The sequence below is a fragment of the Micromonospora sp. ATLC20 genome (assembly GCF_057196585.1).
The window spans coordinates 1-14,171 of the sequence record NZ_JBXUOV010000148.1 but is presented as its reverse complement, the minus strand read 5'-3'; the positions used below and the strand labels follow the sequence as shown (position 1 = coordinate 14,171).

The following is a 14,171-nucleotide window of genomic DNA, read 5'->3' as shown; positions in this document are numbered from 1 at the left end:
ATGCCGTTGCCGGCGGCGGCGGTCGCGGCCGCCCGGCCCGCGGCCACCAGCGGCGGCGCCAGCCCGCCGAGGTTGCGCAGCTGCGGGTTCGCGGCCATCAGGTCCGCGCCGAGCTGCTTCAGGCCACCCGGGCGTCGGCTGGCCCGCCCGGCGGCGACCGCCGCCGCGAGCGTCAACGCGGTACGCATCTTCTTCCGGCGACCCAGCAGGTAGCCGAACCCGACGGCGAACGCCACCCGTGATCCGCTCTTCATCCGCTCTCCTCCGCGCTCCCCGGGGAGGTCGGGTCCCGGAGACGCGGGCAGTACCCGTCACCCCCTCGGCAAAACACTTCCGTGCGAGCACGAAACCGCCCGGTGAGGCGGCTCTGAGCAGGAGAAACGTGATCGGGGAACGAAACGGGTCAGCGGATCGGCAGGGCCGAGTCCAGGGACATCCGGGCGTGCAGTCTGCCGTCCTCCGTACGCAGTTCCGCGCCGCATCTGCGCAACACCGAGATCGCGCCCGCGTTGTCCGGCGTGGTGTCCGCGACCACCGTGTGCATCCCGGCCGCGGCGGCGGCGTGCAGCAACTGCCGCAGCGCGGCGGCACCGAGGCCCCGGCCCCGCGCCGACCGGCCGAGCCACATGCCGGTCTCCACGGTTCCCGGCTCGTCCCGGCGGGTCATCCGCACCATGCCGACGACCTCACCGCCGGAGACGATCGCGTACATGGCGGTGCCGGTCGGGCCGTTCAGCCCGCCGAGGTTGGCGCGGTGGAACTCGCGGAACGCGTCACGGCGGGCCAGCGACCAGCCCGCCGGGGCGTCCACCGGAGGCATGACGTCCTCCGGTTCCGCCTCAGCCGCCGCTACGGAGAGCAACGGTTCCAGGTTCCGTTCGTCCACCGGCTCCAGCCGTACAGCACCCGTCACGTCGCGCAGTCTGCCGCGCGTGGTCCGGGTCGTCCACCCCTTTGGGGAGGGATTGCCGCTATGGCCGACCGCCTCGTCCGGTCGTACCCCCGGGGTGTTCCCGCCTCACGCTGCGTTGTCATCCGACCGGTCGTTCCGACGTGAGCGTGGTCACGGCCGACTGTCGAACTCGCAGAGCACCGCCGACGCGTCATCGGTGCGCTTGCGTCGCCGTAGCCGGTCCGGCTGGTCCCGCTCGGCCGCCCGGACCCGGTCGATCAGCCCGTCCGGGCCCTCCACCGTCAGCACCTCCAGCAGCCCGGCCCAGTCGAACAGGCCGAACTGGTCGACAGCGCAGGAGGCGCCGTCGCTGAGCAGCGCGGCCCGCCGCAGCGCACCCGGACCGCGCAGCGGAAGCGTGCCGGTCAGCGCGTGGTACGCCGCGTCCGGGTCACTCGCCGCCGCCCAGTAGCCGTGGGTGCGGTTCATCCGGGTGCGCTGCACGGTCGTCGCGCGCCGGAACCGGGTCGCCGGGTCGGTCTCGCCGTCGGGCAGCGCGGCGGCGCTGCGACGCAGGTCCGCCACCGCGTCCGCGAGCCGGTCGTCGGTGACCACCTCGATCCCGCGGTCGGTGTCGAGCACCAGCGGGCTGTCGCAGAGCACCAGGTAGTCGACCCGGTCGCCGCCGGCCCGGAGCAGGCAGGCGGTGGACGACGGGGTGCCGGGATGGTCGAGGTCGCACGTCCCGCCGTGGTCGGCCCGTACCGCGAGGATCGCCGCCGCGAGGCTGCTCATCAGCGTGGCTGCGGGACGGGCCGCGACCGCCAGGCCGATCCGGGCGGCCAGGTGGCGGACGTACCAGGCGGGGCCGTGCGCGCAGCCGGTGTCGAAGCCCTCGGGCACCGTGGCCCCGTCGAGGACGCCGACGAGCGGGCCGAAGCGGAAGACCACGTCCTCGTTCTCCGGCCGGCCGGGGGCCGGGTCGGAGGCGGAACGCACCCGCATCACCGGCGCCTGCGCGGCCGGGCGGGCCGGGCTGCTGCCGATCGCGTACCTGCGGTCTGGTGCCCCCATCGTCGGCCTCCGTTCGTCGTCGCCGGCCGCCTACCCGGACCCGCGCCGGGTCATCCGCCGCCGACCCCGATCGCGGTAACCGTGCGTCATCTTCCCCCAACCTTCGGTAGCGTCGGATGCGACCGGGTCGGTCCCGGTGACAGGGGGTACGAGATGTTGGAGCGGTTGCACGAGGGCGGCATCCGGGCGGAGCACGCCTACCTCGCCGGATTCGTCAGCATCGGCCTCTCGGTCACCAGCTGGTTCCTCTCCAAGCACATGGAGCGCGCCGGGGTGGCGCGGGCGGACCGCTGGGGCATCTTCATCGGCGAATGGGCGCCGACGTTCTTCGCCATCGGCAACGGGCTGCGCACGTACGAGAAGTGACGCCGGTCAGCGACGCCGGTTGCGGGCGCGCGACGACCGCAGCCGACGTAGCCGGCCGATCAGCATCGGCTCGGCGGCGAGCGCGGCCGGGTGGTCGAGCAGCACGTTGAGGAGCTGGTAGTAGCGGGTCGCGGAGAGCCCGAAGGTGTCCCGGATGGCCTGCTCCTTGGCGCCGGCGTGCTTCCACCACTGCGCCTCGAAGGCGAGGATCCGCTGCTCCCGCTCGGTGAGGCCGACGGGCGTCGTGCCCGCAACGGCCGCATCTGCGGCATCCGGACCGGCCTGCTCGACCGGCGCGGCGGACTCGACGGGCGGCGAGGCGGGCCCGGCGGCGGCGGGCTCGGCGGGCCGAGCGGACTCCGACGGCTCCGAGGGTGCGGTGGACTCGACGGGCGGAGCGGTGCGCGGCGGCGGAACGGTCCCGCCCGCGTGGCGCGTACCCGCTGCCGGGCCGGACCGGTCGACGGCGGCCCGCTGCGAGGCGTCGGCGGACATGGCGCTCCTCTCCGACGGCGGGTGACCGGCACGCGGAGCGCGCCGGCCGGGGGAGCCCCAGCGTAACCAGGGCCGCCCCCGGCCGCATCGGACGCGGGGTCCGCACCGCCGGGGGGAGCCAGCGGCGCGGACCAGGTCAGGCGATGTCCCGCCGCCGCATCGCCCAGAACGCGGCCACGACCGCGCCCACCAGCGCCACGCCGAACACCACCGCCGACTGCTGCCAGGTGACCACGTACGTCGCCGGCTCGCAGGCGCCCTGGGAGAACTGGCAGGTGTCGTAGTCGAACAGCTCCGCCTGCTTCAGGAACCACGACTGGGCGTACGTGGACAGCACGTACCGGTCACCGAACTGGACGCCGAGCACCGCCACCGCGATCCGGATGCCGATCTCGCTCACCGCGAAGATGCCCACCGCCGCGCCGAGCGCCATCGCCGTGTGCCGGCCGAGCGAGGCCAGCGCGAACCCGACCGCCGCCACGAGCAGCGTCATCCCCAGCGCCCGCAACCCGTCCAGCCCGATCGACTGCCACACTCCGGCGGTCATCTTCGCGGTGCTGCCGCGCTGGCTGGCGATCAGCCAGAACGCCGCCGTCCAGAGCGCGCCGAGCACCACGGTCAGGCCGAAAACGGTGGCGAGCAGGGCGGCCAGCTTCGTGCCCAGCACGGTCAGCCGTTTCGGCCGCCAGAGCAACAGGTTCATCATTCCGCCGGTGTTCCACTCGGCGCCCACGAAGGAGGCGCCGACGATGAAGCCGAACAGTGCCACGGAGGCGGCGAACACGGCGATGAACAGGGGGAACTCGGCCCGGAAGTCGAACTGGTACGGCAGGTACCACTTCGCCTCGAACATGTCGGGCTGCGGCTGGTAGTCCTTGCCGCAGTTCGGGCCGTACCGCTCCTCGGTCTTCTCGCCGCGCGCCTGGGCCGCCTCGCACTCCGCGACGGTGCGCTTCCAGTCCGTCATCGCGGACTGGTAGTCGTTGTTCGCCTTGGCCTCGGCCTCGGCCACGGCGGCGGGCGAGAGCTTCTCGCTGGAGAAGCTGAACGCGGTCGCGACGGTGGCCAGGCCGAGCACCAGCAGCACGAGCATCAGCCGGGTCACCCGGCGCTTGCCGAGCCGGCGCAGCTCGGTGACGAACAGGCTCATGCGCCCCAACCTCCTGCGGTGCCGGTCTGGTCGACCTTGGCGGACTGATCGACCTGACGGTGCTGGCCGGGGACCGGCGCGGTGGCGGTCAGTTCGAGGAAGACGCTCTCCAGGTCGACAGCGACCGGGGTGAGCTCGCTGACGTACAGGCCCTGCTCGGCGAGCAGACGGCTGACGGTGGCCGGCTTGTCCACGCCGGACAGCATCAGGTGGTCCGGCTCGGCGGCCACCTGGACCCCGGCCCGGGTGAGCGCGTCGGCGGCCTGGGGCAGGTCGTCGACCGCCTCCAGGCGTACCCGCACGGCGCCCTGGGAGTGGGCCGCGAGCACCTGGTCGACCGGCCCGAACGCGACCCGGCGGCCGAGCGAGATGATGGTGACCGAGTCGCAGATGAGCTGGATCTCGCCCAGGATGTGGCTGGAGAGCACCACTGTCATCCCGGCCTCGGACAGCTCCCGCATCAGCCCGCGCATCTCCCGGATGCCGCCCGGGTCGAGGCCGTTCGCCGGCTCGTCGAGGATCAGCAGCTTGGGGTTCTTGAGCAGCGCGGAGGCGACCGCGAGGCGCTGCTTCATGCCGAGCGAGTAGGTCTTGACCCGCTCGCCGGCCCGGTCGCGCAGCCCGACCAGCTCCAGCACCTCGTCCACGCGCTGCTTGGGCAGCTCACCGGCCTGGGCGAGCAGGCCGAGCGTGTCCCGCGCGGTGAAGTGCGGGAAGAACTGCGGACTCTCCACGATGGCGCCGACCTGCCCGGCGACCGCCGGCAGCGCGTGCGGCAGCTCCTGGCCGAGGATGGCCATCCGGCCGCCGTTCGGCTTGATCAGGCCGAGCAGCGTCCGCAGCGTGGTGGTCTTGCCCGAGCCGTTCGGGCCGAGGAAGCCGTGCACCTGGCCGGCCTCGACTCGCATGTCGAAGCCGTCGAGCGCGTGGCGGACCCCGCGTTTCCGGCTCCGGTACGTCTTGCGGAGACCTTCGATCTCCAGGACAGCCGACACAGCTGACCTCCCCCGATAAGTAGGCGTCAGCGACACCATACGCGGTATGCACCGGAAGGCAATACCCGGTATGCAGTGTCGGTGTGTCGGGAGAGGTCAGGCGCAGACGACGTGGACGCCCGCCTCGCGGAACGCCGCCACGACGTCCGGCGACGCGCCGGAGTCGGTCACCAGCGTCTCGACCCGGTCCACCGGGCAGATCCGGGCGAACGCGTGCCCACCGAGCTTCGACGAGTCGGCTATCACGACGACCCGCTTGGCCCGGGCCACCATGAGGCTGTTCATGGCCGCCTCGCCCTCGTGGTGCGCGGCGGCGCCGAGCTGCGGGTCGATCGCGTCCACGCCGAGCAGCGCCACGTCCAGCGTGACCTCGCGCAGCAGCGCCCCGCCGAGCGGGCCGACCAGCTCGAACGACTTCGGCCGGACCACGCCGCCGGCCACCACCACCTTCATCCGCGAGCGCACCAGCAGCTCGTTGGCGATGTTCAGGGCGTTCGTGACCACTGTGAGCTGGGCACCCTCGGCGCTGGTGTTGAGATCAGGGCGGACCGCCAGCGCCCGCGCCACCTCGGTGCTCGTGGTGCCGCCGTTGAGACCGACCACGGTGCCCGGCGACACGAGCGCCGCAGCGGCGGTGCCGATCCGCTGCTTCTCGGCCGAGTGCTTCGCGGTCTTGTAGCGCAGCGGCAGGTCGTAGGAGACACCGTTGGCGACCGCGCCACCCCGGGTACGGGTGATCATCTGCTGCTGGGCGAGCTGGTCGAAGTCGCGCCGGATGGTGGCCTGGGAGACGTCGAGCCGCCCGGCCGCCTCCTCGACGCTGACCCGGCCGCTGTCGGTCAGCATCTCCAGCAGCGCGTTCCAGCGCGCGTAGCGGTCCACCGCGGGGCCCTCCCCAGACTGTGCGTGAACGGTGATCGGTTGCGTGCACACTAGTGCGCGAAACTGGGTCCGCGCAAAACCCTGCGCTGCGCGAACGGGGAGACGGTTGCCACGACCACCAGCTTTCGCGCAGAATGACGCGCGAAAGGCGGCCGTATCGCGCCGTATTGCGCAAGGTCTCCCCTGGGGAGGAGTTGTCATGGCGTACGTGCACGCGGAGATCGCGAGCCAGCCCGACTGCTGGCGGGAGGCGGCGCGACTCGCCCCGACCGTCGCCGAGCACCTGCCGCGTCCCGGCGAGCGGGTCGCCGTGGTCGGTTGCGGCACGTCGTGGTTCATGGCGATGGCGTACGCCGGGCTGCGCGAGGCCGCCGGCCAGGGCGAGACCGACGCCTTCCAGGCCAGCGAGTTCCCGGCCGGCCGCCACTACGACCGGCTCATCGCGATCACCCGCTCCGGCACCACCACCGAGGTGCTCGACCTGCTCACCGCGCTGCGCGGGCGGATCCCCACCACGGTCCTGGTCGGCGACCCGGACTCGGCCGCCGTCACGCTCGCCGACGCCACAGTCGCGCTGCCCTTCGCCGACGAGCGGTCGGTGGTGCAGACCCGCTTCGCCACCACCGCGCTCGCGCTGCTGCGCGCCCACCTCGGCGAGGACCTCGGGCGGCTGGCCGCCGACGCCGAGGTCGCCGTACGCGCCCCGCTGCCGATCGACCCCGCCGGCATCGAGCAGGTCACCTTCCTCGGTCGCGGCTGGACCGTCGGACTGGCCCAGGAGGCCGCGCTGAAGTGCCGCGAGGCGGCCACGTTCTGGGCCGAGGCGTACCCGGCGATGGACTACCGGCACGGCCCGATCTCGGTCGCCGCGCCCGGCCGGCTGGTCTGGGCGCTCGGCGAGATCCCGGACGGCCTGTCCGAGGACGTGGCCGCGACCGGCGCCGCGTTCGTGCACAGCCGCACCCACGGCTGGCGCACGGTGCTGACGAGCTGGTCGGCCGGCCGCAACCCGGTCGACCCGATGGCCGACCTGATCCTTGCCCAGCGCTTCGCGGTCGCGCTCGCCACCAGCCGCGGTCTCGACCCGGACGCGCCGCGTCACCTGACTCGGTCCGTGGTCCTGGCATGAGCGAACGCACCGAGCGCAGCGAGGGCCGTGAGGGCATGCCCAGCCGGCACAGCATGAGCGAACGCACCGAGCGCAGCGAGGGCCGTGAGGGCATGCCCAGCCGGCACAGCATGACCGAACGCACCGAGCGCAGCGAGGGCCGTGAGCGCATGCCCAGCCGGCACAGCATGAGCGAGCGAAGCGAGCCCATGGCGTGAGCGAGCGAAGCGAGCCCATGGCATGAGCGAGCGAAGCGAGCCCATGGCATGAGCGCAGGCGACGAGGTCGTCGTCGCGCTGGACGTGGGCGGCACCGGGATGAAGTGCGCCCTGGTCCGGCCGGACGGCACGACTGTGCACACCGAACGGCACGCCACCGGCGCGCAGCGCGGCCCGGAGGCGGTGGTCGGCACGATCCTCGACGTGGCCGAAGGACTCGCCGGCAAGGCCCGCGCCGACGGCCGTACGCCGGTGGCCTGCGGCATCGCCGTACCCGGAGTGGTCGACGAGGCGCGCGGAGTCGCGGTCTGGTCGGCGAACGTGGGCTTCCGGGACGTACCCCTGCGGGAGCTGGCGGGCACGCGGCTGGCACTGCCGGCGGCGCTCGGCCACGACGTGCGGGCGGGCGGCCTGGCCGAGGCCCGGCTCGGCGCCGGGCGGGACGCCGGCCACGTGCTGTTCGTCGCGATCGGCACCGGCATCGCCGCCGCCCACGTGGTCGACGGGTCGGCCGCCACCGGCGCGCACGGCGCCGCCGGGGAGATCGGCCACATCCTGGTACGCCCCGGCGGCCCGCGCTGCGGATGCGGACGGACCGGCTGCCTGGAGGCGGTGTCGTCGGCCTCGGCGATCGGGCGCCGGTACGCCGAGCTGTCCGGCGCGCCCACCACCGCCGCTCAGGTGGCCGACCGCGCGGCGGCCGGTGAGCCGCTCGCCGTGGAGGTGTGGCAGGAGGCGGTCGAGGCGCTCGCCGACGGACTCGCCACCGGGCAGGCGCTCTACGATGTCTCGACAGTGGTGCTCGGCGGCGGGCTGGCCCAGGCCGGTCCCCGGCTGTTCGACCCGCTGCGGGCGGCGTTGCGTGAGCGGCTGACGTTCCACCGCGAGCCGCGCCTGGTCGCGGCCGACCTCGGTGACGAGGCCGGCTGCCTGGGCGCCGCCCTGCTGGCCCTGGACACCCTGGCGAAGGAGAGTCGATGACCCGGCGCGTGACCGGCAAGGTGGTGACCCCGACCGGCGTCATCCGGCAGGGTTGCGTGGAGATCGCGGACGGGCGGATCACCGCCGTGGCCGAGTATCCGTCGGTGCGCGACGGCCACTGGATCGTGCCGGGCTTCGTGGACATGCACACCCACGGCGGCGGCGGGCACACGTTCACCACCGGCGACGCGGAGTCGGCCGGGCAGGCCGCCGCGTTCCACCTCGGGCACGGCACCACCACGCTGCTGGCGAGCCTGGTCAGTTCCCCGCTCGAGCTGATGCGCGACGCCACCGCCGCCTACCGCCCGCTGGTGGAGTCCGGCGTGCTCGCGGGCGTCCACTTCGAGGGCCCGTACCTGTCCGCGGACCGCTGCGGCGCGCAGAACCCGGAGTTCCTGCGCGACCCGTCCACCGCCGAGCTGAGCGAGCTGATCGAGCTGGGCGGCGGTGCCGTGCGCATGGTCACCATCGCTCCCGAGCGGGACGGCGCCACCAAGGCGATCGAGCTGCTGGTGTCGCACGGCGTGGTCGCGGCGGTCGGGCACACCGACGCCACCTGGGAGCAGACCCGGGCGGCGGTGGCGGCGGGCGCGACGGTCGGTACCCACCTGTTCAACGGGATGCGCCCGGTGCACCACCGCGAGCCCGGCCCGGTGGTGGCGCTGCTGGAGGCCCCGAACGTGGTGTGCGAGCTGGTGGCCGACGGGGTGCACCTGCACGACGGCATGCTCGGCTTCGCCACCTCGGTGGCCGGCCCGGAGCGGGCCGCGCTGATCACCGACGCGATGGCCGCCGCCGGCATGCCCGACGGCGAGTACGAGCTCGGCGGCCAGGCGGTCACCGTGGCCGGCGGGGTGGCCCGGCTCAGCCGCGACGGCGCGATCGCCGGCAGCACGCTCACCATGGACGCGGCGCTGCGGCACGCGGTCGGCGCGGGTGTGGCCCTGCCGGACGCCTGCCGGATGGTCGCCACCACCCCGGCCCGCGCGATCGGCCTGGGCGACCGGGTGGGCGCGCTGCGCACCGGGCTACGCGCCGACCTGGTGGTGCTGGACGACGACCTGAACGTGGTACGGGTGATGCGCGGCGGCGACTGGGTGGAGTGATCCGCCCGGGCGTCAGACGGTGGGCACCTCGACGCCGAGCACCGCCTGCTCGTCGGGGCGGTGCACCAGCACGTCGGCCAGGTACGACTGCACCGCCCGGCGCATCCCGACGTCCCGACCGGCCTGCTCGGAGAGCAGCCACTTGTGCTCGATGATCTGGGCGAACAGCTCCTGCGGCTCCAGCTTGCGGCGCAGGTGCGCGGGCACCGCCCGGACCACCGGCTCGAAGACCTCGGTCAGCCAGCGGTGCGCCGCCTGCTGCTCGTCGGTGAGGTCGCTCTCCAGCCGGTAGGCGTCCAGGTCGTTGAGGAGCTTGCGGGCCTGGTTCTCCTCCGCGTCCAGGCCGGTCAGGCGCAGCAGACGCCGGGTGTGGTAGCCGGCGTCGACCACCTTCGGCCGGACCAGGTAGCGCCCGTTGTCGACTGTCGACATGGCCACCTCGGCCACGTCGAAGCCCAGCTCGTTGAGGCGGCGGATGCGGCGCTCGATGTCGTGCCGGGCGGCGCGCTCGACCTGCTGTTCGTAGGTGATCTCGTGCCAGAGCCGCTCGTAGCGCCGCACGACCTCCTCGCAGACCACCTCCGGGTCGATCGACTCGTGCAGCAGGCCGGCGGCCTGGAGGTCGAGCGCCTCGCCGAAGATGTTGACCCGGGCGATCTCCAGGTCCTCGCCGCGCTGGCCGTTTGACAGCGACGGGTACAGCGCCCCGGTCTCGGCGTCGACCAGGTAGGCGGCGAACGCGCCCGCGTCGCGCCGGAACAGCGTGTTGGACAGCGAGCAGTCGCCCCAGAAGAACCCCGTCAGGTGCATCCGCACGATAAGCGCGGCCAGCGCGTCCAGCAGCCGGTTCATCGTCTCCGGGCGCAGCGTGTTGGAGAACAGCGCCCGGTAGGGCAGCGAGAACTGGAGGTGCCGGGTGATCAGCACCGGGTCCAGCGGCTCGCCGTCGTCGGTCTGCCGGTCGGCCACGATCGCGATCGCCTCGACCGACGGGAAGTCGATCCGCTCCAGCGCCCGCAGCAGGTCGTACTCGCGCTCGGCGACCCGCTCGCCGGTCTCCTTAACCGCGTAGACGTACCCGCCGAGCCGGACGAACCGCACGATGTGCCGCGAGATGCCCTGCGGCAGCGCCACCAGGTGCTCGGCAGGCCACTGCTCCAGCGGGGTCGACCAGGGGAGGTCGAGCAGCGCCGGGTCGACGAGAGCCGAGGTGATCCGCACGGCAACCAGTGTGACCGCTGACCCCCGCGCCGCGCCTCCCTTCGTGGCTGGGCACACAGCCGCCGATGCCCGCGCCGCCCGGCCGCCGCGGACGGCCGGTAGCGTGGTCGCGTGCGTCAGACCTCGGGGGTACGCGGTGACCTGCGGCTGCGGCTGCGGCCGGTCCGGCCGGCCGGCTGGTGGTTCGACGGACTGCTGCTCGCGGCAGTGGTGGCGCTGACCGTCGCGCTCGCCTCCGGTCACCTGTTCGGCCTCGACCGTGCGGTCGCAGACTGGTCCGACGAGAACCGCCCGGCCGCCGCCCGCTGGGTGGCGATGACGCTGAACCTGCTCGGCCAGGGCACGCCGCTGACGCTGCTCGCGGCCGGGCTGGGCGTTCTGCTGGCGTGGCGGCTGCGCTCGGTACGGCCGCTGCTGCCGCCGGTGGCCGGTTTCGTGCTCACGTTCTTCACGGTCGGCCCGCTGAAGGTGTGGACGGCCCGGCCGGCGCCGAGCGCCTCGGTCAAGGAGCCGTTCCTGTCGCCCGAGCAGACGCTGCCGCTGTTCCAGCACGACCTGCCGGTGCGTTTCGCGCAGTCGTACCCGTCCGGGCACGTCGCCAACTCGATCGTCTGGTACGGCGTCCTGGCCCTGCTGCTTGCCCCGCTCGTGCGCACGCTCGGCCGTACCGTCCCGGCCGGGCTGGTCACCGCGGTCCGGGTGGTGCCCCCGGCGGTGGTCTTCTGCACCACCGTCTACCTGGGCTGGCACTGGCTGACCGACTCCGTCGCCGGGCTGCTGCTCGGCCTGCTGCTGGACCGCCTGCTGCGCCGGGTGCCCTGGGACGACCTGCCGCTGCCGCGTCGCCTCGGCGACCGGGGACGGCCGGTCGCCTGGTCCGCGCCGCCCGCCGCCTCCGCGACGCGGTGACGGGCGGGCGCGGCGCTCAGCCGGCCGGCCGGATCTCCACGATGCTGATCCGGGTACGGGTGCTGTAGGTGAGCTTGCGGCGGTGGTCGCCGTCCTCCGGCCGCACCGCCACCTGGATGCGGATCTGGGTGCCCTTCGGCAGCTCGACCCGTTCGTCCGGCGTGCTCACCACGAACACCCCGCCGGTGGTCTCCGGGTCGACGGACACCCGCTCCTGCCGCAGAAGCGGGGTGTCGTTCTCCGAGTCTCCGGGCCGGGTGTACTCGGCGCGGATCCGGACCAGGTCGTCGCGCCGCAACCCGCGCAGGTCGACTGTCGCCTGGACGCTCACCAGCCCGGTCTCCGGCACGGTCCAGTGGTAGAGGCCGGTGGCCCAGCGGATGGCGTGGAAGACGTCAGTGGTGCCGAGCGTGTCGCCGGCGTGCGCGGTGCTGTGGAAGGTGGCGATCACGTCCCGTTTCGTCGTCGTGGACGTCTTCTCCCCGATCATCTTCGCGAAGTCGTCGGTGGTGCCGCGGAACGCGTCCGCGTCGCAGGTGTGCTGGCGGCCGATGATCGCCGAATCGGTGAACTGCCAGATGCGCGGCGTCTCCGCCGGCTTGCCGTAGCGGGTCCAGCCCGGCCCGGAGTCCCCGCCGGCCCGCGCGTACGCGGCCTTGAAGTCCTCGGCCACCCGGTACGGGTAGTCGGCGTTCCAGCGCGGGAAGTCACCCAGGTCGTCGTCGCCGTACTCACCGCGCGAGGCGTACATCACCGCCACCTTGCCGGTGCGCTCCTCCAGTTCCTTACCCACGTCGACGCCGATGTGCGGGGGCACGTCGTCGGTCGGCCAGCGCTCCAGGTCGATCTGCCAGAAGAACCCGTCGTAGGTGCGCCACCAGGGGGTGTGCTTGTCGGCGTAGTCGATGGCGGTGGTGGCCTGGTCCTCGATGGAGACGTCGGAGTGCACCACCACGTACATGCCCAGGAACGGGATGCCCGCGTCCTTCGCGGCGGTGAGCATCACCCCGTAGTACTGGCTGTGGAACGTGCCGTCGCGTGACTGCTCGGTGCCCTTGTAGGTCATGAAGTCGATGCCCGCGGCGCGGGCCTCCCGGATCCGGTCGGCCGTCAACCCCCGGTCGACGTCGTAGTCACTGGCGTCCCAGCCGAAAAGCGTCATGTGCGGTACCTCCCGCGTTCGCGGAGAAGACGTTCCCGAAATTGCCGGAGCCGATTCGAGGGCGCCATTGCCCGATCGACGCAGAAAGAATCTGATCATCGCCATCGGATAATCGGAACGGAACATTTGCAAACTGCTTGACCTGCGTAAACGACTCTACCCAGGCCCTCCGCAATCAGCCACCGCTGAGCACCGGTTAAATTACGCAAATCATTTTCGTCAATTTCCGGTCGCTGGGCACCTCCCGTTCACCCGAGCACCCTAGGCTGCCGGTGTGGAACAGCTGGCGCGGCGACTCGGCGTACCCGATGCGGTGGTCGTCGGTCTGGGCTCGATGCTCGGCGCGGGCGTCTTCGTGGTCTTCGCACCGGCCGCGGCGGCGGCCGGCGGCACCGGCCTGCTCGTCGCGCTGGCGGTGGCCGGCTTCATCGCCTACTGCAACGCGACCAGCTCGGCCCGGCTCGCCGCCCGCTACCCCGAGTCCGGCGGCACCTACGTCTACGGCCGGGAACGCCTGCACCCGTTCGCCGGTTTCCTCGCCGGCTGGGGATTCGTGGTCGGCAAGACGGCGAGCTGCGCGGCGATGGCGCTGACCGTCGGGGCGTACCTGTGGCCGGGGCGGGCGCGGCTCGTCGCGGTCCTCGCGGTGGTGGCGGTGACAGCGGTGAACCTGCGCGGCATCGGCAAGACCGCCACCGCCACCCGGGTCCTCGTCGCGGTGGTGCTGGCGGTGCTCGCCGTGGTGGCGGTGACCGGCGCGCCGCAGATCGCGGCCGACCGGCTCACCGCGCCCGCCGGCATCGGGGCGGGCGGCGTGCTGACCGCCGCCGGGCTGCTGTTCTTCGCCTTCGCCGGGTACGCGCGGATCGCCACGCTGGGCGAGGAGGTCCGCGACCCGGAACGCACCATCCCCCGGGCGGTGCCGCTGGCGCTCGGCGCGGTGCTGGCGATCTACCTGACGCTGGCGGTGGTCGCGCTCGGCGTGCTCGGCGCCGACCGGCTGGCGTCCACCGACTCGCCACTGGTCGAGGTGGTGACCGCCGCCGGGCACCCGGGGCTTGCCTGGCTGGTCCGGGCCGGCGCCGCCGTCGCGGTGACCGGGGTGCTGCTGTCGCTGCTGGCCGGCGTCGGCCGCACGACGCTGGCGATGGCCCGGCGGCACGATCTTCCGGGCGCGCTGGCGGCGGTCCATCCGCGCCACCGGGTGCCGCACCGCGCCGAGCTGGCGGTGGCCGCCGTGGTCGCCGCCGTGGTGACAGTGGGCGACATCCGGGGCGCTATCGGCTTCTCCAGCTGCACGGTGCTCGTCTACTACGCGATCACCAACGCGTCGGCGCTGACGCTCGGCCCGGACCCGGACCGGCGCCTCCCGGTACGGCTGCTCGCCGCGCTCGGGCTCGTCGGCTGCCTGGTGCTGGCGGTCAACCTGCCGCTGCCGAGCGTGCTCGCCGGGTTCGGCGTGCTCGCCCTCGGCGCGCTCGGGTACGCGATCCGCAGCCGTCGTCGACCTGCCTGACGCGGCCCGACCGTCCCTGATGCGCCCGGCGGCCCTGACCGCCGACGCGCCCGGTCACTCCTGCGGGCGGCGCGCGGCGGGCGGGCCGGTGGGCGC

15 protein-coding genes and 1 pseudogene are annotated in these 14,171 nt (G+C 73.4%); 7 read left to right on the top strand and 9 right to left on the bottom strand.

The genetic code is table 11. The annotated features are described in order from the left end of the window. From AC2CHG_RS24140 to AC2CHG_RS24130, 3 genes and pseudogenes are all read right to left on the bottom strand, one after another. Positions 1–254 (bottom strand): annotated as a pseudogene (locus AC2CHG_RS24140) (hypothetical protein); the annotation flags it as partial. 149 nt (positions 255–403) lie between these two features. Next, positions 404–913 (bottom strand): GNAT family N-acetyltransferase, encoded by a 510-nt coding sequence (locus tag AC2CHG_RS24135; RefSeq protein ID WP_262013299.1) that lies wholly within the window; start codon positions 911–913, stop codon positions 404–406. A 150-nt stretch (positions 914–1,063) separates the two neighbouring features. Next, positions 1,064–1,966 (bottom strand): hypothetical protein, encoded by a 903-nt coding sequence (locus tag AC2CHG_RS24130; RefSeq protein WP_484525640.1) that lies wholly within the window; start codon positions 1,964–1,966, stop codon positions 1,064–1,066. Positions 1,967–2,119: 153 nt separating this feature from the next. On the opposite strand from AC2CHG_RS24130, the gene AC2CHG_RS24125 reads away from it, so the two are divergent. Further along, positions 2,120–2,332 carry a hypothetical protein gene (locus AC2CHG_RS24125; RefSeq protein ID WP_013288875.1) on the top strand — a complete coding sequence of 71 codons (213 nt, stop codon included), beginning with the start codon at positions 2,120–2,122 and terminating at the stop codon, positions 2,330–2,332. Between the two features lie 6 nt (positions 2,333–2,338). On the opposite strand, the gene AC2CHG_RS24120 is transcribed toward AC2CHG_RS24125, so the two are convergent. From AC2CHG_RS24120 to AC2CHG_RS24105, 4 genes are all read right to left on the bottom strand, one after another. Beyond that, complete coding sequence (locus tag AC2CHG_RS24120; protein WP_484525639.1) at positions 2,339–2,827, bottom strand: DUF3263 domain-containing protein; 489 nt, start codon at positions 2,825–2,827, stop codon at positions 2,339–2,341. A 136-nt stretch (positions 2,828–2,963) separates the two neighbouring features. After that, positions 2,964–3,977, bottom strand: a complete 1,014-nt coding sequence (locus AC2CHG_RS24115; RefSeq protein ID WP_366620182.1) for an ABC transporter permease subunit — start codon at positions 3,975–3,977, stop codon at positions 2,964–2,966. After that, complete coding sequence (locus AC2CHG_RS24110; RefSeq protein WP_262013303.1) at positions 3,974–4,972, bottom strand: ATP-binding cassette domain-containing protein; 999 nt, start codon at positions 4,970–4,972, stop codon at positions 3,974–3,976. The genes AC2CHG_RS24115 and AC2CHG_RS24110 overlap by 4 nt, the downstream gene beginning before the upstream one ends. A gap of 96 nt (positions 4,973–5,068) precedes the next feature. Then, entirely contained in the window at positions 5,069–5,854 is a 786-nt protein-coding gene (locus AC2CHG_RS24105; protein WP_013288879.1) for a DeoR/GlpR family DNA-binding transcription regulator, read from the bottom strand. A gap of 199 nt (positions 5,855–6,053) precedes the next feature. Here AC2CHG_RS24105 and AC2CHG_RS24100 point away from each other — a divergent pair, with 199 nt between their 5' ends. The 4 genes from AC2CHG_RS24100 to nagA are packed head-to-tail and all read left to right on the top strand — an operon-like array spanning position 6,054 to position 9,267. Beyond that, a complete protein-coding gene (locus AC2CHG_RS24100) occupies positions 6,054–6,983 on the top strand; it encodes an SIS domain-containing protein (protein WP_262013304.1) in 930 nt (309 codons plus the stop codon). After that, positions 6,980–7,180 (top strand): hypothetical protein, encoded by a 201-nt coding sequence (locus tag AC2CHG_RS24095; protein ID WP_484525638.1) that lies wholly within the window; start codon positions 6,980–6,982, stop codon positions 7,178–7,180. The genes AC2CHG_RS24100 and AC2CHG_RS24095 overlap by 4 nt, the downstream gene beginning before the upstream one ends. A 48-nt stretch (positions 7,181–7,228) precedes the next feature. Continuing rightward, positions 7,229–8,161 carry an ROK family protein gene (locus tag AC2CHG_RS24090; protein ID WP_262013306.1) on the top strand — a complete coding sequence of 311 codons (933 nt, stop codon included), beginning with the start codon at positions 7,229–7,231 and terminating at the stop codon, positions 8,159–8,161. Further along, positions 8,158–9,267, top strand: a complete 1,110-nt coding sequence (gene nagA / locus AC2CHG_RS24085) for an N-acetylglucosamine-6-phosphate deacetylase (RefSeq protein ID WP_484525637.1) — start codon at positions 8,158–8,160, stop codon at positions 9,265–9,267. The genes AC2CHG_RS24090 and nagA overlap by 4 nt, the downstream gene beginning before the upstream one ends. A 12-nt stretch (positions 9,268–9,279) precedes the next feature. On the opposite strand, the gene AC2CHG_RS24080 is transcribed toward nagA, so the two are convergent. Further along, positions 9,280–10,488 carry a DUF4032 domain-containing protein gene (locus AC2CHG_RS24080; RefSeq protein ID WP_120572862.1) on the bottom strand — a complete coding sequence of 403 codons (1,209 nt, stop codon included), beginning with the start codon at positions 10,486–10,488 and terminating at the stop codon, positions 9,280–9,282. 111 nt (positions 10,489–10,599) lie between these two features. On the opposite strand from AC2CHG_RS24080, the gene AC2CHG_RS24075 reads away from it, so the two are divergent. Next, complete coding sequence (locus AC2CHG_RS24075; protein WP_463839302.1) at positions 10,600–11,397, top strand: phosphatase PAP2 family protein; 798 nt, start codon at positions 10,600–10,602, stop codon at positions 11,395–11,397. A 16-nt stretch (positions 11,398–11,413) separates the two neighbouring features. Here the strand turns inward: AC2CHG_RS24075 and AC2CHG_RS24070 are convergent, their stop codons facing one another. Then, the gene (locus tag AC2CHG_RS24070; RefSeq protein WP_357209532.1) at positions 11,414–12,559 is read right to left on the bottom strand and encodes a hypothetical protein; all 1,146 of its coding nucleotides are present in this window, start codon (positions 12,557–12,559) and stop codon (positions 11,414–11,416) included. Positions 12,560–12,833: 274 nt separating this feature from the next. On the opposite strand from AC2CHG_RS24070, the gene AC2CHG_RS24065 reads away from it, so the two are divergent. Continuing rightward, complete coding sequence (locus AC2CHG_RS24065; RefSeq protein ID WP_484525636.1) at positions 12,834–14,075, top strand: APC family permease; 1,242 nt, start codon at positions 12,834–12,836, stop codon at positions 14,073–14,075. Positions 14,076–14,171: the final 96 nt, after the last annotated feature.

Bases quoted from the DNA above. Each gene is read 5' to 3' on its own strand.
- AC2CHG_RS24090 (WP_262013306.1), top strand. From the start codon at position 7,229: ATGAGCGCAGGCGACGAGGTCGTCGTCGCGCTGGACGTGGGCGGCACC.
- AC2CHG_RS24115 (WP_366620182.1), bottom strand. From the start codon at position 3,977: ATGAGCCTGTTCGTCACCGAGCTGCGCCGGCTCGGCAAGCGCCGGGTG.
- nagA (WP_484525637.1), top strand. From the start codon at position 8,158: ATGACCCGGCGCGTGACCGGCAAGGTGGTGACCCCGACCGGCGTCATC.
- AC2CHG_RS24095 (WP_484525638.1), top strand. From the start codon at position 6,980: ATGAGCGAACGCACCGAGCGCAGCGAGGGCCGTGAGGGCATGCCCAGC.
- AC2CHG_RS24120 (WP_484525639.1), bottom strand. From the start codon at position 2,827: ATGTCCGCCGACGCCTCGCAGCGGGCCGCCGTCGACCGGTCCGGCCCG.
- AC2CHG_RS24100 (WP_262013304.1), top strand. From the start codon at position 6,054: ATGGCGTACGTGCACGCGGAGATCGCGAGCCAGCCCGACTGCTGGCGG.
- AC2CHG_RS24070 (WP_357209532.1), bottom strand. From the start codon at position 12,559: ATGACGCTTTTCGGCTGGGACGCCAGTGACTACGACGTCGACCGGGGG.
- AC2CHG_RS24125 (WP_013288875.1), top strand. From the start codon at position 2,120: ATGTTGGAGCGGTTGCACGAGGGCGGCATCCGGGCGGAGCACGCCTAC.
- AC2CHG_RS24130 (WP_484525640.1), bottom strand. From the start codon at position 1,966: ATGGGGGCACCAGACCGCAGGTACGCGATCGGCAGCAGCCCGGCCCGC.